The organism is Pseudoalteromonas sp. NCIMB 1079, assembly GCF_040567695.1.
Lineage (GTDB): Bacteria > Pseudomonadota > Gammaproteobacteria > Enterobacterales > Alteromonadaceae > Pseudoalteromonas > Pseudoalteromonas distincta.
This window is the reverse complement of sequence record NZ_JBEWZA010000001.1, coordinates 2,946,701-2,971,698: the sequence shown is the minus strand read 5'-3', so window position 1 is coordinate 2,971,698 and position 24,998 is coordinate 2,946,701. Positions and strand designations below refer to the sequence as shown.

Below are 24,998 nucleotides of genomic sequence, written 5' to 3'. Positions count from 1 at the left end.
TCTTTGCAAGCTCTTCTAAATACCTCTCAATGTTGCGTCAAATTTAATCTGGCATCTATTTTGCATTTGTAAGTTCATAGTTTTTTATGTGAGTCGATACTATGGACAAAATGGTCTACATTGCGGCCTCTGGCGCTAAGCAAAGCCTGCAGGGGCTTGCGCTTAAAGCCAATAATTTGGCGAATGCAAATACAACAGGATTTAAAGCCGACTTTGCCCAGGCGCGTTCTATGCAAGCGTTTGGCGAAGGTTTGCCTACACGTGTATTTGCAATGCAAGAGCGTCCGGGTTCTAACATGGTATCGGGTGGCATTGTTCAAACCGGGCGCGATTTAGATATTGCAATGAGCGATAACGCGTGGCTTGCCGTGCAAGATGCCTCTGGTAACGAAGCTTATACCAAAGTAGGTACGCTCAATATTACTGCGCAAGGCATGTTAGTAACGAGCGGTGGTCGTCAAGTAATTGGCGAAGGCGGTCCTGTTATTTTACCCGTCCCAGTCGAAAAAATAGGGTTTAGCCAAGATGGCGCTATTCAAGTTCGCCCGCAAGGCGCTCCCGCTAATTTTTTAGAAGAAATCGACACGCTTAGAGTGGTAGAAGCAAACAGCTCACAGCTCGAAAAAGGTAACGACGGTTTATTTAGACCAAAAGCCAATGTAACAGTAGATACCTCTGCCAATGTAAAAGTTTTAAGTGGTTCGCTTGAAATGTCGAATGTGAATCCGGTTCACGAAATGGTCGACATGATAAGCCACCAGCGCCAATTTGAATTACAAGTGAAATTAATGAAAACAGCTGAAGAAATTGACGAGCGTCAAGATCAGTTATTACGCATAGTTTAACTTTAAAGTGAGGACACGATTATGAATCCAGCATTGTGGATCAGTAAAACGGGGCTAGACGCTCAACAAACCGATATATCGGTTATTTCAAATAACTTAGCGAATGCGAGTACTGTAGGTTACAAAAAAAGCCGCGCTATATTTGAAGATTTACTTTATCAAAATATTAATCAACCAGGTGGTCGTTCATCGCAAGATACCGAAATGCCGTCGGGCTTAATGTTAGGTGCGGGTGCTAAAGTTGTAGCTAACCAAAAAGAGTTTACGCAAGGCAACATGTTAACCACTGAAAACTCACTAGATTGGATGATTTCTGGCGAAGGTTTCTTTGAAGTACTGCAACCAGATGGCAATATTGCTTACTCGCGCAACGGCCAGTTTACTACCGATGGCGATGGACGAATTGTAACATCGGGCGCAGGTTATGTGATTCAGCCAGAAATGAATGTACCAGACGACGCGCAATCAATTACGGTGTCGCAAGACGGTGAAGTATCTGTACGTGTTGCAGGCCAAGCGGATAACGTAGTCATTGGTCAGCTGACTATTAGTGACTTTATTAATCCATCGGGCCTTGAGCCAATTGGTCAAAACCTTTATACCGAAACCGCTGTAAGTGGTGCGCCGGTGCAAGGTAATCCGGGTGTTGAAGGATTAGGTAGCATTATTCAAGGTTCACTCGAAACATCAAACGTAAATGTAACTGAAGAGCTGGTAAATCTAATAGAAACTCAACGTATTTACGAAATGAACTCAAAAGTAATTTCGGCCGTTGACGAAATGATGAGTTATATCAATCAACAGCTTTAATAAAGTAGGGGGAATTATGCGTAATATTATTTTATTTGCAGCGGGCACATTATTTTTAAGTGGCTGTATGTCTACGCAAAATAGTGAGGTAGTGCAGGACGACCCTTACTACGCACCTATGTACCCCGAGCCTATTTTAGAGCCGCTGGTAGCCACAGGTTCATTGTTTAATACTCATACATCAAACGACTTATATTCTGATAAAAAAGCGCTACGTACTGGCGATATAATTACGGTTAAATTGCAAGAGTCTACTCAAGCAACAAAGGCGGCTAAAACAGAAACAGACAAAGAAACTGACGCAAGCTTAGACCCAGTGATTGGATTAGGTGGTCTACCTGTAAATATAGGTGGCGATAGTATTCAGTTTGGTATTGGTAGCGATTCGTCGTTTACGGGCGATTCAAAATCAAACCAATCAAACAGCTTAGTGGGCGATATTTCGGTTAATGTAATGCGCGTTTTACCTAATGGTAACTTAGTTATTCGCGGTGAAAAATGGCTAACGCTTAATACCGGCGAAGAGTTTATTCGTCTAGAAGGGCTAGTACGCCCTCAAGACGTAAGCGCCGATAATACGGTTGAATCAAACCGTATTGCTAATGCACGTATTCAATACTCAGGTAAAGGGCAAACGCAAGAAGCGCAAAGTCCTGGTTGGCTTACACGTTTCTTTAGCAGTTCGCTGTTTCCATTTTAGAGGGTAACAACATGAATAGCCTTAAAGCTTTATGTTTAGTTGTGTTATTAGGTTGGCAGTTTACTGCCAGTGCTGAGCGCATAAAAGATGTGTCTATGGTTGAGGGCGTACGCTCTAACCAATTAGTCGGTTATGGCTTAGTGGTTGGTTTACCGGGCACTGGCGAGCAAAACTCATACACACAACAAAGTTTTAGAGGCATGTTGAACAGCTTTGGTATTACGCTACCTTCAACTCAAAGTCCTAAAATTAAAAATGTTGCCGCTGTTGCGGTGCATGCAGAACTACCTGCATTTAGAAAGCCCGGGCAAGCAATCGATATTACGGTTTCTTCTATAGGTAGTGCAGGCAGCTTACGTGGTGGTACTTTACTACAAACTTTTTTAAAGGGTGTAGACGGTAACGTGTATGCAATTGCACAAGGCAGTTTAATTGTCGGTGGCTTAGGCGCACAAGGTCTTGATGGCAGTAAGGTTGTAATTAATACCCCTACCGTTGGTCGTATACCTAATGGTGCAACAGTCGAACGTGCAGTAGAAAGCCCATTTATGCAAGGTGATTACATTACCTTCAACTTAAACCGCCCAGACTTTACAACGGCAAAACGCCTAGAAAAAACAATTAATGACTTAGTTGGCCCAAATAGCGCACAAGCAATTGATTCAGTTTCCATTCGTGTTATAGCACCACGCGATGCATCCCAGCGTGTATCGTACTTATCAACACTCGAGAACTTAGAATTTAAGCCAGCTGACATGGCTGCTAAAATTATCGTTAACTCGCGCACCGGTACCATTGTGATTGGCAAGAACGTTAAGCTTCAGCCAGCGGCTATTACGCACGGTGGCTTAACCGTAACTATTGCAGAACAACAAAATGTGTCGCAACCAAATCCGCTAGCAAACGGTGACACCGTTGTTACCCAGCAAAGTATTATTGATGTAAACCAAGATGACTCGCGCGCCTTTGTATTTAACCCAGGTGTAAGCCTTGACGATTTAGTTCGCGCAATTAACGAAGTAGGCGCAGCACCTGGTGACTTAATGGCTATTTTAGAAGCACTAAAAGAAGCCGGCGCAATTAACGGACAATTAGTTGTTATATAAATAACCCGAGCCAATAAATAACGCATTACTTAAGCCCTATATTTTTGAAATTAGGGCTTTTTTATTTACAGCAACTTAAGTTTACTATTTTTATCTTCCTTGTTTTATCGGTAGTGGCTCAATTTTTGCATTTTTAACTGCATTATTCATTTTGTGTCAAAAAGCCGATGGAAACTAATCACCTCGATAAACAAAACTTTTTTGATTTAGGCAACTTAGATTCACTTCGTAAAGAAGCCTTAACGAGTGGCGGTGCATCAACTGATGCCTCTAAAGCTGCGCTCAAAAAAGCGGCCGCACAATTTGAAGCTATTTTTACGCAAATGTTGCTCAAAGGAATGCGCAAAGCTAACGAAGCATTTGAAGACAAAGACAGCCCATTTAATTCAAGTGGCGTAAAGTTTTTTGAAGAAATGCACGATCAGCAACTTTCAACAGAGCTTTCATCAAATGGCTCGTTAGGCCTTGCCGATTTAATAGTTCAGCAGTTATCGCCTGAGTCTAAAAACTTTATGCCAGGCTCGGTGCTTAGAACAACCAACGATATTTTTAGCGATACGCAAGTCGGTTCCGCTCTTCCTCATGAGCAAAAAAATAAGCAACCCGATCTTATCGTTAATAACACTAAAGCCGATATTGCTGAGCCTAAAGTCGATACTACAGAGACTAAAGCTGATAGCCCAACATTTAAAAATGCAGAAGAGTTTGTAAGTTCAGTGTGGGAACACGCTAAAACTGCAGCGCAAAAAATTGGTTTAAATCCTGCGGTAATGGTTGCACAAGCGGCACTTGAAACCGGTTGGGGTAAGCACATTATTAATAAAAGTGACGGTGGCAGTTCAAATAACTTATTTAATATTAAGTCAGATAAAAGCTGGGAAGGCGATAAAGCAAGCAAAATAACGCTTGAGTTTGAGCAAGGTACACCCGTTAAAAAACAAGCCAGCTTTAGAGCCTACGATTCAATTAAAGACAGCGTGAACGACTTCGTTGATTTTTTAACGCAAAACCCACGCTACAAAGAAGCATTACAAAATACAGCTAAACCAAACGACTTTTTAGATTCATTACAAAAAGCAGGTTATGCAACCGATCCAAATTATGCCAACAAAATAAAACAAGTGCTCAATAGCAGTCAGCTAAAAGACATTGCGGCAAACGTGATCCGCCAAGGAGTAGAGTAACATGTCGTTTAATTTATTAAATATTGCCAGTTCTGGGGTTAGAGCAAGCTCGGAGCTACTGCAAACGACAAGTAAAAATATCGCCAATGTAAATACCGAAGGCTATGTGCGTGAGCGTACAGAGTTTACTACTATGGTTGACAACCAAGTAGGGCGAGGCGAAACATACCGATTACTAAACGAGTTTGCTCAGTCACAGCTAAATCGTGATACCTCTAATAAATCGTTTTTCGATCAGTTTATTACTGAGGCTAATCGAGTTGATACTATTTTTTCTGAAGAGTCGAACAACCTTTCGACTGGTATTAACTCTTTATTTAATAACGTGCAAGAAGCGCTAAATCAGCCCTCATCTACTGTTGCTCGCTCATTAGTAATGACAGATGCGCAAAGCTTAATTGATCAAATGGATAGGCTTTCGGGCATCGTGCTTGATCAAAAAAGTATAGTCAATGAGCAGCTCGAAATATTTTCAGATGAAGCAAACTCACTCATTCAGAGTATTAGCACGCTAAATCAAAATATTGCAGCCGTTAATGGCACTAATAACGCCGCAGATGCCAGCTCTACCTATAACGAACGCGATAAAGCAATACGCGACTTATCAGAGCTAATAGACATTGAAACGCTTGATGGTCCAAATGGCGAAAAACTCGTTTTTATGGGCACAGGTGAAGCGGTTGTTATGCAAAATGGCGCATTTAACCTATTTTCGATGACAGGGGATCCTGATCCTAATTTTAAAGAATTCACGCTTGACGTTAATGGTGGCAAAGCTGTGCCGCTTGAAGTTGATGTAAGTAAGCTTAAAGGCAAAATTGGCGGCTTACTTGCTTTTAGAGATGACATATTAGTCCCTGCGCAAAACCAAATTGGTCAAATGGGCTTAGCGATAGCTGATGCATTTAACGAACAAAACAAACTCGGTATGGATGCAACAGGTCAGTTAGGTGGTAATATTTTTAATATTCCTACCGTTGGCGCTTATGCGTATCAAGCTAACACAGGTACTGCCGGTATGACTGCAACGGTAGAGCCAGGTAAGGGCAGTGAACTTCCTGCCAGTGACTTTATTATTACTTATACAGGCAATGCTAATGAAGTAAGTATTCAGCCTATAGATAACAAAGGCGACCCGTTAGGTCAGCCTTCACTTGCTGATATATCGACAGGTGTTATTGATTCATCGACTACTACCGGAGAATCATTTGGTCTTCAAGTAAATGTATCTGGGGCTGGTGTTGAGGGTGATCAATTTCAAATAAAGCTTAATTCAGATGCTGCTTCAAGTATTACACTTGCAACAGGGCGCGCAGAAGATTTAGCACTAGCATCGCCAATCCGTACTGCTAACGATTTAAATAATATAGGTACCGCCACTATTTCAGCGGGAGAAGTAACAAGTGTTACCTCCGGTGGTTTTACTTCAGCACCAGGCTTAACAAACGGTGAAATAACACTTGTTAAAGCTGCTGGTACAAATGATTATTTAATTAGCGATGGTAACGGTACTAATGTAGCAGTAACGATAGCGCCACCGGGTAAAAATGTTTTAGCAGGTCTTGGTACCCCTTATGATTCATATGGTTTTGACTTTGATATAGAAGGTACACCAGCAACAGGCGATACCTTTACACTTGAGTTTAATGAAGGCGGCTTTGACGATAACCGTAATGGTTTAAAATTAGCTGATTTACAAAATGGTGAGTTAGTCCGTTTAAATGTAGAAACAACAGCAACGGCCGACAACCATAAAACGTTCAACCAAGCTTATTCAGGATTAGTGAGTGATATAGGTGTTATAACTGGCCAAGCAATCACAAGTGGGGCTGCATTTGACGCTCTAGCACAGCAATCTGAGGCATGGTACGAGTCGTTATCAGGAGTAAACCTAGATGAAGAGGCCGCAAATTTACTGCGTTTTCAACAATCATATTCAGCATCAGCAAAGGTTTTAGCGACTGCTCAAGCAATTTTTGACACCTTATTAAATGCGGCGAGGTAATTATGCGTTTATCAAATAATTTAATGTATCAAAATAACATAAATAAAATATTAGAAAATCAACAAGGTGTGAGTAGAGCTCAAGAGCAAGTTAATACACAGAAGCGAATTTTATCAACCTCAGATGATCCATCAGCGATGTCTCAAGCGTCGCTTTATTCAGATAAAATACAAGCAAACGAGCAGTATGAAAAGAACATTACTATGCTTTCTAGTCGCTTAACTAATGAAGAAACCGTACTGGATAATATAAAAAGCTCATTAGAGCGAGCGCATACATTAACAATTCAAGCAGGTAATGGAGCTTATTCCGATATTGATCGTGAAGGAATCGCAGAAGAACTAAAATCTATACAATCGACAGTACTCGATTTAATGAATGCTAAAACAGAAGATGGTAAATACCTTTTTTCTGGATATCAAGATAATACACCTGCTTATAGTTATAACAGCGCGAACCAGAAGTATGAATATGCTGGAGACCAAGGACTGCATAAAATAAAAATAGCCGAAGGTATCGATATAAAATCAAGTGATAATGGATTTGATGTTTTTGAAAAAGTACAAGCTAGGTTAAATGTAAGCTCAAATGATGGTGTAGTATCGGGTGGAGTACTCGATTCTAAGGTATACGTTAAGGAACAAGGGCAATTTGATAGCTTTCATAGTGCTGAATATGATCCTTCAGGTGCTAATAATACCTATAATGTGATAACAACAGCAGGCTCCCCTGGAACTTACACAGTCGAGCAAGGAGGGAATGTTTTAGCCAGTGGTGACTTATCTGATGGGCTTGTTAAATTTAACGGGCTCGAAATAAGTATTTCACCTGTAGCTACGGGGCAAGTGGATTTCACTCTTGGGGTACCTCAAAAAGAGAACGTGCTTAATACTATGAGCAATTTAATTACAGGTTTAAAAGATATAAGCCTAGATCAAGACGCTTTTGAGCAAGTAATTGCTGATGGTCTATTGCAATTAGATAATGGGAGAAATAAAGTATCGTTAACGCAAGCAGGCCTAGGTGGGCGCATTAATGCTGCAGATAAAATTTCCCAGTCAAATGCCGAGTTGGATATAAACAATAAAGCGGCACGTGCCGATTTAGTTGAGTTAGATATGGCAGAAGCGATTACCGAACTAACGAAGCAAGAAACTGCCCTTCAAGCATCTCAGGCAACTTTTGGCCGTTTGGCTAACCTATCACTATTCGATTACTTATAAGTAAGTAAAGGAGTAAGGCAATATCTTACCTCACTCCTGAGTTTGCCATGCCTTTTAAGATTATCTCCCTATTATTTTACAGCTTAATATTTCCCTGACAAAAAAGACTTGGATAATACTTTTTATTTTTGTAATGAAAATAATTAATAACTATAAATTATTTAAATTACATGGCTTTATAAAAAAATATAAATAAAATAAAAAAAAAGCTAAAGGATTTTTCGACTAGACCGATAACTTAATTAACCAAGCAAAGCGTTGTAACTAACAACCACTGCTTAATCTAGTAAGTTTGAGAGTAAATGATAAGTTTACTTCTGGAGAGATATCATGGCTTTATATGTAAATACAAATGTTAGTTCATTAAACGCACAAAGACAATTAAGTAATTCAGGTAATTCACTGGATACATCATTCCAACGTTTATCATCAGGTTTTCGTATAAATAGTGCGAAAGATGATGCGGCAGGTCTACAAATTTCTGACCGTTTAACGTCACAAATTAATGGCTTAAATCAAGGTAACCGTAATGCGAATGATGGTATTTCATTAGCACAAACTGCTGAGGGTGCACTTGACGAAGTAACATCAATGTTTCAACGTATGCGTACATTAGCACAGCAGGCTTCGAATGGTTCAAACACAGACGAAGACAGATTAGCAATTCAAGAAGAAATGCGTTCGTTATCATCAGAAGTTAACCGTGTTGCAGGTGATACTACGTTTGGTGGTCAAAATTTACTAGATGGTACTTACGACGCTAAATTTCAAGTAGGGGCGGATGCAGTGCAAACAATTAACTTTAGTATGCAAACCGTTGGGGGCAGTGGTAACTCTTTAGAAGCTAATGGTGGTTTCACATTATCTGGTATTGCAGGTGTTGCTGCGGGTGTGACAGGAAATACATTAACAGAGCTAGCTGATGGTGTAAGTACTATTTCTGGTGAAGCTAATACATATACTTTTGCTGATACTTTCAAAGCTGGTGATATTAGTGTATCAACTCAAGCAAATGCACAGGCTGTATTTGCCGGTATGGACTCATTAATAGCGGTAGTTGATAAAAAGCGTGCTGAACTGGGTGCTGTACAAAACCGTTTTCAATCAACGATTCGTAACCAATCTAATATCTCTGAAAATTTAAGTGCAGCACAATCACGTATTAAAGATACTGACTTTGCGCAAGAAACGGCTAACTTAACTAAGATGCAGATTTTACAGCAAGCAAGTCAAACAATTCTTAGTCAGGCAAATCAGCGTCCACAGGCTGCACTAAGTCTTCTAGGGTAATAGTTAGCTTTTGTAAAAGTTAAGAGCAGTCAAGAAATTGACTTGCAAGAAAAGCGCCTTTGTTTGATGGGGTATTAACAAAGGCGCTATTGAAGGACTATAAAGCGGAGGCGCTTAAAATCCATCTGTAGTGTTCTAATATTTGTAAGAACATTACTAACAAAGCACGAATTATGCCATATTTTATTCTTCATAAACCCACTCTCAAACTTATCTTATATAAAGGCTCTATTTAGAGCCTTTCTTATGCTCGATCCTCTATCGTACAACTGTTTGCATAACTATAAAAGTTGGCCTAAAGCTTGCTCTGCTCTTATTAAGTTTTTAAAAAACCTGCAAAGTGGCGGTTTTTTGCCTCAGGCAATTAAAGTTTGCCGTTGTAATGAGTCACTTTGTCAAATATCACCAATTTCAGCTGGTGAATTAATTTTGACAGATAAGAAGAGAGTTTATTATGGCTTTATATGTAAATACTAATGTGAGTGCACTAAATGCACAACGTCAGCTAACAAATACAGGTAATGACTTAGATACGTCATTTAAACGTTTATCATCTGGACTACGTATAAATAGCGCAGCTGATGATGCTGCAGGTTTACAAATATCGGATCGACTCCAGTCGCAAATACTTGGTTTAAACCAGGGAAACCGTAATGCTAACGACGGAATCTCTCTAGCGCAAACGGCTGAAGGGGCGTTAGATGAGATAACGTCGACTTTCCAGCGTATTCGTACGTTATCTCAACAAGCCGCTAATGGTTCAAATACAGATGAAGATAGATTGGCGATTCAAGAAGAAATCCGTCAGTTATCGGCAGAAGTAAACCGCATTGCGAGTGATACGACGTTTGGTGGCCAAAATTTATTAGATGGTAGTTATTCGGCAAGTTTTCAGGTCGGTGCTGATGCAGTACAAACTATTGGGTTTAGCATGCAGTCTGTCGGGGTTAGTAATAATTCATTGGAAGCCAATGGAGGCTTTACTATTTCGGGTATTGCAGGCATTGCAGCAGCCGTTGGTGGTAAAGGCTATGACGTATTGGCGGCAGGAATTAGTGGTATTGATGGCACTGTAGCTGCTGCTTCCATGAGCTTTTCGACTGTTTTTACAGCCGGTGGAATTAGTGTATCAACTCAGGTAAAAGCACAAGCTGTATTTGCTGGTATGGACTCATTAATCGCGGTAGTTGATAAAAAACGTGCCGAGCTAGGTGCTGTGCAAAATCGTTTTCAATCGACTATTCGTAACCAAGCTAATATCTCTGAAAACTTATCTGCAGCTAAATCGCGAATTAAAGACGCAGACTTTGCTGCGGAGACTGCAAGCTTAACTAAAAATCAAATACTGCAACAAGCAAGCCAAACTATATTAGGTCAGGCAAACCAACGACCTCAAGCCGCTTTGAGCTTGCTACAAGGTTAAGGTTAAATAAAAAGTTAAAAATATTTACAAGTGAAGCTAAAGCTTCCATTTAATCGGACGATAAAAGAGTTAGAGAACTATTATTTAGAACTCTAACTCAGGTAATGTTACAGGGTAGGGGTATCCCGTTATATTACTCATAAAACGATAAAGTGGAGGCTATTATGGCTTTATATGTAAATACCAATGTGAGTTCTTTGAACGCACAAAGACAATTAAGTAAATCAGGCAATTCACTCGATACTTCGTTCCAACGTCTATCATCAGGTTTTCGTATTAATAGTGCAAAAGATGATTCTGCTGGTATGCAAATAGCCAACCGTTTAACAAGCCAAGTTAATGGTTTAAATCAAGGTAACCGAAATGCTAACGACGGCATTTCACTTGCTCAAACGGCTGAGGGCGCACTTGACGAAGTAACATCAATGTTCCAACGTATTCGTACCCTGGCTCAACAGGCTTCAAACGGTTCAAATACTGATGAAGATCGCTTAGCGGTTCAAGAAGAAATTCGTTCATTATCTGAAGAAGTTAACCGTGTTGCAGCGGATACTACATTTGGTGGTCAAAATTTACTAGATGGTACTTACGACGCTAAATTTCAAGTAGGAGCGGATGCAGTACAAACAATTAACTTTAGTATGCAAACCGTTGGGGGCAGTGGAAACTCTTTAGAAGCTAATGGTGGTTTCACATTATCTGGTATTGCAAGTGTTGCTGCGGGTGTGACAGGAAATACATTAACTGAGCTAGCTGATGGTGTAAGTACTATTTCTGGTGAAGCTAATACATATACTTTTGCTGATACTTTCAAAGCTGGTGATATTAGTGTATCAACTCAAGCAAATGCACAGGCTGTATTTGCCGGTATGGACTCATTAATAGCGGTAGTTGATAAAAAGCGTGCTGAACTGGGTGCTGTACAAAACCGTTTTCAATCAACGATTCGTAACCAATCAAATATTTCTGAAAACTTATCTGCTGCTCGTTCGCGCATCCAAGATACAGATTTTGCACAAGAAACTGCAAATTTGACGAAAATGCAGATACTTCAGCAAGCAAGTCAATCTATTTTGAGTCAAGCTAATCAGCGCCCACAAGTTGCTTTATCGTTACTTGGGTAGTAAATACGCTTTATAAGCCACTACGTGGAAGCAGAATATTTTCTCATAGTGGCCTATACTTTAGCTTATAAACAAGGGGAGTTGTGATGATTGATTTTAATTCGGCACAAAGAGCGAGCGAAAGCTTCACTTCTACTAATTCTAGTCAGGTAAAGATCGGAATAGAAGAAGAAAAGCTTAGTAAAGGCACGGAAATTGCTGGTAGAGAAGCAGTAAATATAGATAAAAATACTCTAGTAGATCAGCAAGAAAGAAAAAATTTATTTACTGAAGTAAAAGATAATTTGGAAAAGCTCAATGAGTTTATTCCAGTCACTGCTACAAATTTGATTTTTGAGTTTGATGAGTTAGGAGAACCACCAATTATAAAAGTGCTTGATAAAAAAAGTAATGAAGTAATACGTGAGATCCCAACTGAAGAATTTAGAGAAGTTGCTAAAGCTTTAGATGAATTTGCCGATAAACTTACCAATAAAGGTTTATTGTTTAATAAAACGGCTTAAAGTATTTAATATACTAGGAGTATTGTTATGCCACTTATTACATCTGCAGGTATAGGTTCTGGTTTAGATTTAGAAAGTATTATTTCGGCGTCAGTTGCTGCAGAAAATACTCCTAAAATGAATGCTTTTGCCACAAAAGAAGAGTCGCTAAATGTTGAATTATCGTCTTTGGGTGCAGTAAAATCAGCTATGTCAAAACTTCAAGAAACAATTGAGAAGTTAGCAGACCAAGACAACTTTGATAAGCGAATTGCGAATATCATTCAACCCACTGGTGATAACGGTGACCTGATATCTGTTACTCCGACATCAAAAATAACACCAGGAAACTTCAATGTCGAAGTAGTTGCTTTGGCTCAAGGAAGTCGAGCAGTTTCTAATGACAGTTTATTTTCTTCTACAGATGATGTGGTTTCGGCTTCAGGTGGTACATTATCCTTTGCAGCAGGAGATGATAGTTTTGACTTGACCCTAGATGCAGGAGCAACACTTGCTGATTTACGTGATGCAATTAATGATTCTGATGATAACTTTGGTGTTACAGCGAATATCATTAATACAGGTACTGAAGCAAAGCTTGTACTTACCTCAAACGTAAGTGGCGCAGGGAACGATTTAGTTATCACTAATGATAACGCTGAACTCGATAATATTTCCACAGTTGCAAATGGCGGCGGGGCTGGTGGAATCGCAATTGCAACAGGTGATGAAGCAACCAGTGCAGTTATTAAAGTCGATGGCTTATCTATTACAAATGATACCAATACATTTAAAGATGCAGTTCAGGACATGACAATTGTTGCTAAGCGCAAAAGTGTGGATAATGAAACAGCAAAATTGTCAGTTGAATACGATAAAAGTAGTGTGACTAAACTAGTTGATGAGTTAGTTACAAATTACAATAACCTAATAGGGCAAATAGGTTTGCAGACCCGTGTTGATAAACCTCTCAATGGAGATTCAACGATACGTTCATTTGATGCTCAATTAGTAGGAACTCTTTCTACCGAATTAACAGATGCTGGTCCTTTTTCAAGTATCTTTGATATTGGCTTAGGTATTGATAAAGATGGATACTTAGAAAAATCATCTTTAGTTCGTAGTCTAAGTGAAGCTATGGATGAAAACTTCGATGATATTGGTAAGGCTTTTGCGGGTGAAAATGGTCTCGCAACTAAGTTTGAAGCTTTGCTGAGTAATTATGTTGATTCAGATGGGATTATGAAGCAGCGTGAAAATAGTTTAAACGAGCAATTAGATGAATTAGAAGATGATGTGATTAATCATGAATATCGAATGGAATCACTTGAAGCTCGTTTACGTGAGCAGTATGCGGGCTTAGATGTACTGCTAGCTCAAATGCAATCAACACAAAGCTATTTAAGTGCACAATTATCAAGTTTGCCAGGATTTACTAAATCCTCTTAACTTACCTTTTTTAATTATATTTAACACGCAAAATAGGTGACTCATGTATAACGCGAGAGTAAAAAATTATCAAAAAGAAGCCCTCAAAACACGTGTGGCAGGGGCTGATCGCTATGAAATTATTCAAATGTTGATGGCGGGAGCTATTGAAAAAATGGTACTTGCAAAAGTGGCGATTGATAAAAAACATCTAGAGGCCAAAAGTGAACATCTATCAAAGGCATCTGCAATTCTTGCTGCATTACGTGATTGTTTAGATTTTGAAGTTGGTGGTGAAGTAACCGAAAACTTATTTTCACTATATTCTTACATGATTGAGCGCTTAATTGATGCTAGTATTCACAATGATGTGAAAATTGTAGATGAAGTATCTAATCTGTTGAAAGAAATCAAATCAGCGTGGGATGCCATTCCTGCCGAAGTACGCAACCAAACATTTGCTGAAAACAGTGCTCATGCAAGCTAAGCTAGAGCAATTAGAAGGCCAATTAAATTTATTAAAGCGACAAGTAGCTGAACAGAAAATAGAAAAGTCAACGGCTCAGCTTGAGCTTTTTCTTAATTCATTAAAAGATGTATTTAGTCAGCCTCATAAACTTAATCAGCTAGAGCAAGTGCAATTACAAGAGATGAACCAACAACTTATTACACTGTGTCAACAGCTTCAAGGCGCAAAAGACTCAAGTAAAAGTAACCTTTCTAATCTAATGAAAAACAAAAAGAAAGTTGGATTATATAACCAGCTTAAGTAGGCTATCAATGACTCTTCCTCCGAATTTTCAAGAGCAAATAAACGATATAGAACAAAAGCTCACACAAGCACAAGCCCATGAGTTAAGAGAAGAGAAGTTTGCTATAGAGGCGAATGAGCGCTTTACAAAAAACTTAGCCGCATTTGAATATTATTACCCTGACGTTTTTAAAGCTATTCAAGAGTTTCAACCTCGCGAAGATTTTTGTCTTCATGTCACCAAGTCTGGACACGGCAATTTTGTGCCGCGGGATAAAGAAGCTCCTTTGTATGGGGATGACCCAATCGAGCAGGTTCGGAAGCAAGTAGAGCATGCTGTAAAAAATCCAACCCTAACATTGACAGAATACACTCGATATAACCCTCTAAGCCGAGATCAGCGTATCCATATTAGGTATATGCAGACTTTGGGCAAATATATGTTGGATCTCAAGAACGGAGTTGAGCCCGAACAGTTAAAGTCTTTGCCCTCACAATTTCCCTCAGGAATTATTTTTGGTCTAGGGTTAGGTTACCATCTGCAACCTTTGTTAGATAAGACAACGTTTGATTACTTATTTATAATTGAGCCTGATTTGGAAGTATTTTTTGCAAGTCTCTTTTGTATTGACTGGCAAAAGATAATAAAAAAAGTTGATGAAGAAGGCCGCTGTTTATTTTTACATATCGGTGCAAATAAAGAAGATCTTGTAAATGACTTAAACACGGTTGTTGAAGATATAGGATCGTTCTCTGTTGTTCGAAGTTTCTGTTTACAGCATTACCCAGACGACACGTTAGCTAATTTAGTAAACCAGTTTTTTGCAGATTATTTCCGTTTTCAATTTGGCTTTGGTTTTTATAATGATGCAATAACAGGCTTAGCTCACACTTACCACTTAGTTAATAAGCAAGTTCCATTTTACGATGCTGAGACCCCTGCAATAGCCGCTTTTGCCGATATTCCTATTTTTATCATTGGAAATGGACCTTCTCTGGATGAAGCAGAGGCGTTTATTAAAAAAAATTATCACAAGGCAATCATTTTTGCTTGCGGTAGTGCATTAGGTTCGCTGACTTCAATGGGTGTGAAAGCTGATTTTCATATTCTAGTTGAACGTCCATACCGTAATTATCAGGCCGTATTGGATATGGCATCACCTGAGGTTTATAGGGAATTAAATCTACTTGCTTTAAATACTGTGTATCCAGACACTGCGGATTTATACCAATGGTCCGGTTTAGCCTTAAAAGGTAATGAAGCCGCTACAGACTTTGTTAATATTATGTTGGCACTACAAAACAGAAAGAGTTTAACTTCAGTACCTTACTCTAATCCTCTGGTTGCAAATGCCGGGTTATCTTTTGCTTTAAGTTTTGGCTTTAAAAATATTCATCTCTTTGGAGTAGATAATGGAAGCTATGACTCTGCTCATCATTCAAAACATAGTATTTACGATGATAAAAGTAAAACAAAGTTTAGGTATTTCCCAAATAAAGTGGGAGAACACAGCTTGCCAGGAAATTTTGGAGGAGAAGTATCAAGTAATAGCGTTTATTCAATGTCAGTGAAACAGCTAGAAGACCTTCTCTATTATAAAACTGGAGCAAATGTTTGGAATGTAGGACCAGGTGCTAAGATACGAGGGACTCAAGCAACACATGCTGATGAATTGGTCTCACTCGATTTGGATTTTGATAAACAAGCTGTGATTGATGTTATTAAAAGTCAGTTTCATCAATTGCCGTTTCCATCACTTGATGAAAACACACTTGGCATAAAAAAAGCGTATGAATTGGTGTCAAATTTAAAAAATATTGCAAGTGAAAGCTTTGCAACAGTCTCTGAGGCAAATGAGTTGTTAAAGCGTCAGCAACGCTATTTATATGCATTTAGAGGTAGTGTTTTTAGTCATGTTTTTCAGTTGTTTAAAGGTACTTTGTTGTATTACCATTGTCCAATGCTAACTATTTTATATAAATATGAGAGAGAACAAGACTGCTTAAATGTTTTTTCTGATTTAAATAAATTGTGGATTGATTATTTGGATGAAATAGCTGAGCACTTAGCTACAAGCGCGACAGAAAAGTGTGATTGGTCTTTCTATAATATTAAAAAATAAACTTTGAAGATCTACTAATTTTTTATAAAAAGTTTCGGAGTATTGATGAAAATATCAGAACTAAATAAAAAGAAGGTTATTTTAGCTCCATATAACGATCTCTCTATTAAGCTTAGAAATACACTTCCAGAAGATATTTACTTTGCTGGTTTTGTTGATAACTTCAAATCAGAGGATGGGGTTTTTTCTTCTAAAAACTTGCCGAAACATGAAGCTGTTATTATAAATAGCCCTAATCATTGGAGAAAAATTGCTGCCGCTTTCAATACTAGTAAGGTATATTTATATAATATGCTAGGCTATGAAATAATTTCTTATGATGAATATATTAAATTCGTTGAAGAAGAACATTTTTTTGATGTGTTACTTTTACCATCAAATAAGTCAAACATTTATGATTTGTCAATAATAGCTAGAGAACTAAAAGAGCTAAATATTTCTTCCGCCATTATAGATATTTCTTCTAACATTAATGAAAATTTCAAAGAAGGTTTAGAAGAGAATAACGATATTCGAACTGTACATAAAGACCAGGTTGATTATACGAAACGTAAAGCAATTTTATCCTCCACTGATTGGCAAGTTGGGTTCTGTCATCCATTTTTAAAGAAAGCAAGAGAAAATGGTGAACTCACTATTGGGATAGTTGATGGAATAGAGGATTTTGAAGATGCTGATTACCTTTATCAAAGGAATGCATATGAGACTGTAGAGTTTGTTTTGTTAATGGGTAAAGATGATCAAAATCATTTGAAACATAAAGTTGAAAAAACATCAATAGTCGGTTTACCTAAAATGTGGTCTCTTGTCAATGAACGATCCTCATTACCTAGAAATGATCGAGTAATGATCAATGTTAATTTTACATATGGTAGCTTTGAAGAAGCTAGGGAACAGTGGGTGAATGACGTAATGTCTGCTTGTCAATCTGCAGAATTACCTTTTATTATTTCTCAGCATCATGCTGATAATGGTTCATTCCCAACAGAGCTTGTTTCTACGAAAAGTGTTTATGACACAATAAATGATACATCAATTGTCGTTTCAAGATTTAGTACCGTCATACTTGAAAGCTTAGCAATGGGTAGACAGGTTATTTATTTTAATCCCCATGGAGAAACTGTGAAACTTTACGCAGACCCAGAAGGTGCTTACCAAATAGCTAAGACAATTCCCGACTTAATTAATTGTCTGAAAATTGCAAAAAATGATAGAAGTTATGGTAAGAACGAAGCTCGTCAATTTCTTGAACGTAAATGTAATATTAGTTCAACAATACCTCCTGGTAAGTTAGCAGCCTATAGAGTTAAAAACTTAATTGAAGAACGAGAGTTCATTAGTCTCACTCCTGAGTATAAATATGAAATGGATCAGCGTTATTGTGCTCGAAAAGTTTTTCATCAATATGACATTCAAAGCCATGAAGATGAGTGGAGGTTAGAAGTTTATCTGCATGCACTTGGATTAATGGTTAAAAATCGCTTTACTAGTATTGCAGACGTTGGTTGTGGTTCAGGCTTTAAGTTGATGACCTATTTTAAAGACTACAGTACTTTAGGGTTGGAGCTACCAAAGAACGTTAATGTTTTGAAAGAAAAATACCCAGATAATAATTGGAAAGTATCTGATTTTTCTTCACAAGTTCAAGAAATATCGACGGATGTAATTATTTGCTCTGACGTGATTGAGCAAATAGTAAATCCTGATGCGTTATTGTCTTACTTAGACCGACAATCATTTGAATATTTAATATTATCTACTTCAGCTAGAGAGCTTATTTACAGTAAAGATGATCCCGCTATGTTTGGACCACCAAAAAACCTTACTCATCAACGAGAATGGAATTTTGAAGAGTTTCAATCTTATCTATCAAAGTTTTTTGATGTTATTGATCATAGAATCACAAATTACCACCAAGCTACGCAGATGATGATTTGTAAGAAGAAGCGTAAGTAATGGCTTGTGAACAACCTTTTTTTAGTATTGTGGTACCTATTTATAATACTGAGAGATATTTATTTAAATGTTTAGAAACAATAAAAAACCAAGAACATTTCTCCAGTTTTGAAGTTGTATTAGTCAATGATGGTTCTACTGATTCTTCATTTCATATATGCAAGCGTTTCTTAACTAGTGATAGTAGATTTAAATACTTCGAAAAAGAAAATGGTGGTCTTAGTTCTGCCCGCAACTTTGGCGTTGAAAAATCTATTGGTAAATATTTACTATTTGTGGATAGTGATGACTATGTCCATTTAGAATATTTAGCTACAGTATATACTTCAATTTTGCAAAATGAGTTTCCCGATATAGTTGAATTTAAGTTAGCAAGAGTAAGTAATGATAATGTTATCTTTGAGTCAGCATATAATCAGACACCTTCTCCATATACTGTTATTGCTTGTATATCTGACAGCTCAGTGTGTACAAAGGCATTTAAAAGATGTTTCTTTATAGAATCTAATGTTTTATTTCCTGTAGGTTGGTTATATGAGGATATTGCTACAACATACAAGCTTTATTTACTAGCAAATGAAATTATAAGTATTGATGTAGCCCTATATTTTTATGTACAGAGGGGAGGCTCAATAACAGATGAAATAAAGCTAGTGAATATTAATGATCTTTTTAAAATTGCTCACACTACAAAAGAATTCTTAGAAAATAAAAACTTAGATTGTCAATATGCTGATGCAATCCATCTGCGTTTTATTTCAGTGGCATTGTTGTGTTTAAAGGGGTTGTGGGGGTGTCCTTTAAAGCAAGAATACGTATCTATCGTTGTTCAAAGGTTACATTCTATCTATAGTGAGGAGTCTAACTTAGAGCTCTTGAAGAGTAAAAGTATTTTGCAATTAGAAAAATACGTCGAGAATATTTCCTTGTGGAAGGAAAAGTGCTCTTCAGAAATTAAAAAAAATGAAATCTATAAATCTAGCCTTTGTAGCGCTAATAATGTTGCATTATCTCGCGATCTAAACGCATTTGTTTTCTTTTTTTCAGAGCTAAAAAAGAAGCACAGCAAAATTGCATTATATGGAAATGGTAATGTATCAAAGCTAATTAAAGCTATTTTAGGTGAGTCTGTTTGTTATGTTTTTGATATGATTAGTAATATTGACAAACTTCAGAGCTTTCAATTAAGTCGAGCTGTACTAAATCCGAGCTGTATAGATGCTAGTCAATTTGACATTATTGTTATTTCGATTCTCGGGAGAGAGAAAGAAATAATGCGCTTTCTATTAGAAGAGCAATCAGTTCCTATTGAAAAAGTAATAACGTTTAAAAAGTAGCGTTGATATAGCCTGAATTTAAGCTGAGCTAACCAAAAAGCTGTATTTAATCTTCGTTTTTTGAGCGGTTAATAGTAAAAAGTGGCACTCATTATGCTTGAGTCAATTGTTGCTTTAGTCTGTGTCCAAAAACTTTATGGGTGTATTAGCAAAATATTAGACGTTATTGATCAATTTGTTTTTAAGGTCTGTTTTAGATTTGATTATGGTAAAGCTTCTTAGCAATGAGTTGATTTACATAAATACTTGAAAGAGAAAGTCCATGAAAAATGCAAAACCTTTTGTTGAAGGGTATATAAAAAAATTAATAAGTGCTCTTGAGAGTATCAATACTGCTGAAATTAGCAAAATCATATTTGCGTTAGAGAAGTGCCATGAGCGTCATGGTACCGTCTATGTAATTGGGAATGGTGGCTCTGCTGCAACAGCCTCGCATATGGCAAATGACTTTGGTGGTGGTTTGAAGTTAAGAGATATTAGAAACTTTAAAATCGAAAGCTTGGCAGATAACTCGGCTTTGTGTACTGCAATTGCTAATGATGTAGGGTTCGAAAATATCTTTTACGCACAAATTGTTGATGAAATTTCGGATAATGATTTATTGATAGCAATTAGCTGCTCTGGCAACTCTCCTAATATTGTGAAAGCAATTGAATATGCACATGAAGTTGGTACTGAAATTATAGGCTTATCAGGTTTTTCTGGAGGCCGTTTAAAAGAGCTTTCCACTTACAATTATCATGTTGAAACTGAGGCCGGTGAATACGGTATTGTTGAAGACCTTCATATGATTTTTGACCACATGATTTTTTCATATTTTTTATCATTAGAGCCTGAGAAGAAAAGCTACAGTAAAAGGTTTAAAGCATGAGTATCAGCGTTGCTATTGCCGGTTTCGGTAAAATGGGGAAAATCCGCGCAAAAACGATATTAGAGAATAAAGATACTGAATTAGTTGCTATCTATGAACAAAATGATGAATACATTTGTAATGATGACTTAGCCAATTTAAGTGTTGATAGCTTTGATGATTTACTTGCAGTAAACCCTGAGGCTATTTTTATTTGTGCATTTAATCATGTCGCTGCTGATTACACTATTCGTGCTTTGCAAAAAGGCATTCATGTCTTCTGCGAAAAACCCCCAGCAAAAAATACTGCAGAATTAATGCAAGTACTTGCTGCTGAAAAATCTGCAAAAACAGTACTAAAATATGGTTTTAATCATCGTCTCCATTATAGTGTGAGTGAAGCAAAGAAGATTATCGATAGTGGCAAAATGGGTAAGTTACTTTGGTTACGTGGTGTTTATGGCAAGGCAGGGAGTATTGATTACCAAGATAATTGGCGTAACTTTAAAAATTATTCAGGCGGGGGGATTTTGATGGATCAAGGTATCCATATGCTTGATCTGTATAACTATTTGTCAGGCCTTAACTTTGAGGTTGTTTCTGCAACATTGCAAAACAGCTTCTGGCCGGTCGGTGTGGAAGATAATGCATTTGTATTGCTACAAAGTGATAGTGTTATGGCATCGATGCACTCATCGGCAACTCAATGGAAACATAAGTTTTTATTAGAAATGTGCTTCGAAAACGGCTTTGTCAACCTAGATGGCATATTATCTGACTCTAGAAGTTATGCGCCAGAAACGCTTGTTGTTGCAAAAAGGGAATTCGAAGATGTGACATTTGCTATGGGTAAGCCTGCTGAAAATATAACTTGGTTTGAGAATGACGATAGTTGGAAGCTTGAGTTAGCTGAGTTTGTTGCAGCTGTAAAAGGAGAAGAAAAAATTGTGAATGGAACGAGTGGGGATGCCTATAAGGTACTTGACTTAGTTGAGCGAATCTACGCGAAGAGTGGTTTCTATGACTAAAAATGTCTTATTAACAGGCGGTAGTCGAGGCATAGGTCGCGTCATTCAAGAAATATTCACTAAAGCGGGGTTTAATGTAATTGCTCCGAGTCGTAATGAGTTAAATTTAAGCTGTGAGGTTTCTATAAGTACATTTTTTGAATCAACAACTGCAGAATACGATGTGGTTATTAATAATGCGGGCATTAATATTATTAAGCCAATTTTAGAGATCACTTCTGATGATCTAAAGCTTATTAATCAGGTAAACCTCTCGGCACCTTTACAGATCATTCAGCATTGTGTTCCCTATATGAAAGAGCAACAATCAGGTCGTATTATAAATGTCTCATCTATTTGGGGAGTTCGCTCTAAAGAATATAGAACCCTTTACAGCGGCACTAAATTTGGGCTTATAGGTTATACTAAAGCGTTAGCTAGAGAATTGGCTGAGGATAATATTTTGGTGAATGCAGTATGTCCCGGCTTTATTGATACAGAATTAACCGCAAAAAGCTTATCAGAATCTCAAAAAGATGAGCTATTAAAGCAGGTCCCGCTAAACCGTTTAGGTAAGCCTGAAGAAATCGCGAAACATATTTTATATCTTGCTACAGAAAATACATTTATTACAGGGCAAGCGACGATTATTGATGGAGGTTTTTTATCGTGAATACAATAGAGATCCCTTCAAATATACATAACTACCTTGTTCACTATGGTTATGAATTTCTAGATTTAAAGGAAAAGTTTGAAGATAATGCTTTTTACATAATTGATAAAAAGGTTTTCCAAGCATTTAGCAAGGAGTTATCTTTTGTCAATGAAAATAATAGCCTGCTTATTGATGCATTAGAAGAACACAAGAATCTAGATAAAGTTATTGAAATATATAAAGTATTATTAAGTTATGGCTTTAAAAGGAATTCGCATTTAATTAGTATTGGTGGTGGTATAGTACAAGATATCTCAGGTTTTGTTGCATCTACTCTATTTAGAGGTGTGCAATGGAGTTTTATCCCGACTACTCTACTAGCGCAAGCAGATAGCTGCGTTGGTAGTAAAACATCGCTAAATCTAGACAGCTATAAAAATACAATTGGTAGCTTTTACCCACCAAATAACATATACATTTTAGAAGCTTTTTTGAGAACTTTATCTGAACAAGAAATTGATAGCGGTTCAGGAGAGATTATTAAATTTCTATTACTTTCAGATCACGAACAACCAAATATTTCTAACATTAAGCAACTTGTAAAAAGAGTAAAAGAAGGTAAATGTAAAAAAGCTATTTATGAAACCCATTTAGTTAAAAAGAGTTATATTTCACAAGATGAGTTTGATCAAGGTAAGCGTAATCTTTTTAATTATGGACATTGCTTTGGGCATGCACTTGAGTACGCTTCGTCATATGCAATACCTCATGGTATTGCAATCACGATAGGAATGGTTTTAGCTAACATCATAAGCTTGAACCGCGGGTTGATTAGCGCTGAATGCTTAAACTTATTAAATGAGCAGCTTCTTTTAGATAATATTAATCTGACTGTAAATCCTGAATATGTCGTAATAGATTCAATCATTGAGGCATTGAAAAAGGATAAAAAGCGTAGAACAAATGATTTGACTTTCGTCCTTCTCAACAGTGATGAGTTCTCTGTTGGGATGTACCACGACGTGTTGCAAACTGAAGTTGAACAAGCTATCAATCAGTTAATGGAGATTTTGGATTCAAAATGAAAGTAGCAGTAACGTCAAAAGCATTTTCAAAAAATGAAACGCTTATTAATTATTTAGCTCATTTTTTCCCCGAATATAAACTAAATTTGACGGGCAAGAAGCTTAATGATAATGAACTAGTCGATTTTCTTTCTGATGTCGATGCAGTAATCGTTGCATTAGAATCTATCAATGATTATGTATTATCAAAATTGCCGAATCTTAAATACGTATCAAAATTTGGTGTTGGTTTGAATAATATTGATTTTGATGCTTGTGAGCGAAATAACGTTAAAGTGTTATATAAAGCCGGAGTTAACAAAGGGTCTGTAGCTGAAATGAGCTTAGGGTTTTCATTAATGCTACTAAGAAACCTCTATACAACATCAAACCTTTTATCCCATGGTGAGTGGCGTAAAAGTGGTGGGGTCAGCCTCTACGGTAAGACAGTCGGTATTATTGGTGCTGGTCATATTGGTGAAGAATTTATTAGGCTTCTGCAACCATTTGATTGCAATATTTTGATCAATGATATTTTAGATAAATCAAAATTGATCGCTGAGTATAATAACGTAAAACAAGTGCCATTAGATTCATTACTCAATCAATCGGATATTGTATCACTTCATGTTCCGTTAACTGTCGAGACAGAGCAACTTGTTGATACTCGTTTTCTTGCAAAGATGAAACCTTCGGCGGTTCTTTTGAATACAGCAAGAGGAGAGTTGGTAGATCAACTAGCATTGAAAAATAGTCTACTGAAGGCACAAATATCAGGGGCAGCAATCGATGTTTATGATCAAGAGCCACCAACTGATTTAGAGCTATTATCAATACCTAATTTAATTCCTACACCTCATATTGGTGGAAATTCACTGGAAGCAACGCTTGCAATGGGTAAATCGGCAATTCATAACTTGAGGGATTTATGAATAAGGCTTTGGTAATAGGAGGGAGCAGCGGAATTGGCAGTGCGATTTGTCAACGATTTACTGATGCTGATTATAATGTTTATAGCACTGTGCGTGATGCTAATTTATCTCTAGAATTTACTGACGGACTTTTTGTATTAGATTTAACAGATACTGAGTCGTTTAATCGTTTTTGTAAAGATATTGAATCTGTAGGGGCATTTGATGCCGTTATTTTTAATGCCGGTATCATAGAACCTCAGCCATTTGGTGAATACGAATCCATTAATATAGACAATATGTTTTGTGTTAATACATTATCACCCTTAAAGCTTTTGAATAAGTTAGTGAAAGCTGAGCTTATTCAAAACACTGGTAAGGTGGTATTCGTAGGGTCGATTGCCAGTGTTGTTTCTAAACCAACTTCTGTTGGCTATAGTGCGAGTAAATCAGCCTTAGTTGGTGCAATTAAGGCCCTCTCATTGAGTCTTGCTGAACACGGTGTTTTGGTCAATATCGTTTCACCTGGTCCAACAAAAACTGCTATGTTAGATAAAAACCTCAGTCCTCAACAGCAGCAGGAAATTATCAATACAATCCCTTTAAAAAGGCTAGCTAGACCTGAAGAGGTCGCTCAAGCGGTTTATTTTATGGGCTCAGAAATGAACACTTATATCACAGGGCAAAATATTATCCTTGATGGTGGATTTACAAGTAGGTAAAA

At 37.3% G+C, this 24,998-nt stretch carries 23 protein-coding genes; all 23 read left to right on the top strand.

Annotation, left to right across the window (positions count from 1 at the left end; genetic code table 11):
• The first annotated feature begins 101 nt into the window (after nt 1-101).
• A complete protein-coding gene (locus tag ABX891_RS13770) occupies nt 102-845 on the top strand; it encodes a flagellar basal body rod protein FlgF (protein WP_149591735.1) in 744 nt (247 codons plus the stop codon).
• Nucleotides 846-866: 21 nt separating this feature from the next.
• Entirely contained in the window at nt 867-1,655 is a 789-nt protein-coding gene (gene flgG, locus ABX891_RS13765; protein WP_002959420.1) for a flagellar basal-body rod protein FlgG, read from the top strand.
• 16 nt (nt 1,656-1,671) lie between these two features.
• Entirely contained in the window at nt 1,672-2,355 is a 684-nt protein-coding gene (gene flgH, locus ABX891_RS13760; RefSeq protein WP_002959418.1) for a flagellar basal body L-ring protein FlgH, read from the top strand.
• 11 nt (nt 2,356-2,366) lie between these two features.
• Complete coding sequence (locus ABX891_RS13755; protein WP_341603370.1) at nt 2,367-3,461, top strand: flagellar basal body P-ring protein FlgI; 1,095 nt, start codon at nt 2,367-2,369, stop codon at nt 3,459-3,461.
• 167 nt (nt 3,462-3,628) lie between these two features.
• Nucleotides 3,629-4,645, top strand: coding sequence for a flagellar assembly peptidoglycan hydrolase FlgJ (gene flgJ, locus ABX891_RS13750; protein WP_354629729.1), 1,017 nt, complete (start codon nt 3,629-3,631; stop codon nt 4,643-4,645).
• A 1-nt stretch (nt 4,646) separates the two neighbouring features.
• The gene (flgK, locus tag ABX891_RS13745) at nt 4,647-6,650 is read left to right on the top strand and encodes a flagellar hook-associated protein FlgK (protein WP_002959412.1); all 2,004 of its coding nucleotides are present in this window, start codon (nt 4,647-4,649) and stop codon (nt 6,648-6,650) included.
• Between the two features lie 2 nt (nt 6,651-6,652).
• Nucleotides 6,653-7,873 carry a flagellar hook-associated protein FlgL gene (gene flgL / locus ABX891_RS13740; RefSeq protein WP_002959411.1) on the top strand — a complete coding sequence of 407 codons (1,221 nt, stop codon included), beginning with the start codon at nt 6,653-6,655 and terminating at the stop codon, nt 7,871-7,873.
• Nucleotides 7,874-8,203: 330 nt separating this feature from the next.
• A complete protein-coding gene (locus ABX891_RS13735; protein WP_002959410.1) occupies nt 8,204-9,163 on the top strand; it encodes a flagellin N-terminal helical domain-containing protein in 960 nt (319 codons plus the stop codon).
• Between the two features lie 454 nt (nt 9,164-9,617).
• The gene (locus ABX891_RS13730; protein ID WP_002959409.1) at nt 9,618-10,586 is read left to right on the top strand and encodes a flagellin N-terminal helical domain-containing protein; all 969 of its coding nucleotides are present in this window, start codon (nt 9,618-9,620) and stop codon (nt 10,584-10,586) included.
• A 164-nt stretch (nt 10,587-10,750) separates the two neighbouring features.
• Nucleotides 10,751-11,710, top strand: a complete 960-nt coding sequence (locus ABX891_RS13725) for a flagellin N-terminal helical domain-containing protein (RefSeq protein ID WP_002959408.1) — start codon at nt 10,751-10,753, stop codon at nt 11,708-11,710.
• 86 nt (nt 11,711-11,796) lie between these two features.
• Complete coding sequence (locus tag ABX891_RS13720) at nt 11,797-12,213, top strand: flagellar protein FlaG (protein ID WP_002959407.1); 417 nt, start codon at nt 11,797-11,799, stop codon at nt 12,211-12,213.
• 27 nt (nt 12,214-12,240) lie between these two features.
• Nucleotides 12,241-13,641, top strand: a complete 1,401-nt coding sequence (fliD, locus tag ABX891_RS13715; RefSeq protein ID WP_002959406.1) for a flagellar filament capping protein FliD — start codon at nt 12,241-12,243, stop codon at nt 13,639-13,641.
• A 43-nt stretch (nt 13,642-13,684) separates the two neighbouring features.
• On the top strand, nt 13,685-14,107 hold the full coding sequence (gene fliS / locus ABX891_RS13710) for a flagellar export chaperone FliS (protein WP_002959405.1): 423 nt from the start codon (nt 13,685-13,687) through the stop codon (nt 14,105-14,107).
• The gene (locus ABX891_RS13705; protein ID WP_002959403.1) at nt 14,097-14,393 is read left to right on the top strand and encodes a hypothetical protein; all 297 of its coding nucleotides are present in this window, start codon (nt 14,097-14,099) and stop codon (nt 14,391-14,393) included. Before fliS ends, ABX891_RS13705 begins: the two co-directional genes overlap by 11 nt.
• Nucleotides 14,394-14,400: 7 nt before the next feature.
• Nucleotides 14,401-16,494, top strand: coding sequence for a motility associated factor glycosyltransferase family protein (locus ABX891_RS13700; RefSeq protein ID WP_002959402.1), 2,094 nt, complete (start codon nt 14,401-14,403; stop codon nt 16,492-16,494).
• Nucleotides 16,495-16,539: 45 nt separating this feature from the next.
• Complete coding sequence (locus ABX891_RS13695) at nt 16,540-18,450, top strand: class I SAM-dependent methyltransferase (protein ID WP_002959400.1); 1,911 nt, start codon at nt 16,540-16,542, stop codon at nt 18,448-18,450.
• The gene (locus tag ABX891_RS13690; RefSeq protein WP_002959397.1) at nt 18,450-19,787 is read left to right on the top strand and encodes a glycosyltransferase family 2 protein; all 1,338 of its coding nucleotides are present in this window, start codon (nt 18,450-18,452) and stop codon (nt 19,785-19,787) included. Before ABX891_RS13695 ends, ABX891_RS13690 begins: the two co-directional genes overlap by 1 nt.
• Before the next feature lie 262 nt (nt 19,788-20,049).
• Complete coding sequence (locus ABX891_RS13685) at nt 20,050-20,658, top strand: SIS domain-containing protein (RefSeq protein ID WP_002959396.1); 609 nt, start codon at nt 20,050-20,052, stop codon at nt 20,656-20,658.
• Nucleotides 20,655-21,665 carry a Gfo/Idh/MocA family protein gene (locus ABX891_RS13680; RefSeq protein WP_002959394.1) on the top strand — a complete coding sequence of 337 codons (1,011 nt, stop codon included), beginning with the start codon at nt 20,655-20,657 and terminating at the stop codon, nt 21,663-21,665. The genes ABX891_RS13685 and ABX891_RS13680 overlap by 4 nt, the downstream gene beginning before the upstream one ends.
• The gene (locus tag ABX891_RS13675; RefSeq protein WP_002959392.1) at nt 21,658-22,317 is read left to right on the top strand and encodes an SDR family NAD(P)-dependent oxidoreductase; all 660 of its coding nucleotides are present in this window, start codon (nt 21,658-21,660) and stop codon (nt 22,315-22,317) included. Before ABX891_RS13680 ends, ABX891_RS13675 begins: the two co-directional genes overlap by 8 nt.
• On the top strand, nt 22,314-23,384 hold the full coding sequence (locus tag ABX891_RS13670) for an AroB-related putative sugar phosphate phospholyase (cyclizing) (RefSeq protein WP_002959390.1): 1,071 nt from the start codon (nt 22,314-22,316) through the stop codon (nt 23,382-23,384). Before ABX891_RS13675 ends, ABX891_RS13670 begins: the two co-directional genes overlap by 4 nt.
• Nucleotides 23,381-24,295, top strand: coding sequence for a phosphoglycerate dehydrogenase (locus ABX891_RS13665; RefSeq protein WP_002959387.1), 915 nt, complete (start codon nt 23,381-23,383; stop codon nt 24,293-24,295). Before ABX891_RS13670 ends, ABX891_RS13665 begins: the two co-directional genes overlap by 4 nt.
• Complete coding sequence (locus tag ABX891_RS13660; protein WP_002959385.1) at nt 24,292-24,996, top strand: SDR family NAD(P)-dependent oxidoreductase; 705 nt, start codon at nt 24,292-24,294, stop codon at nt 24,994-24,996. Before ABX891_RS13665 ends, ABX891_RS13660 begins: the two co-directional genes overlap by 4 nt.
• Nucleotides 24,997-24,998: the final 2 nt, after the last annotated feature.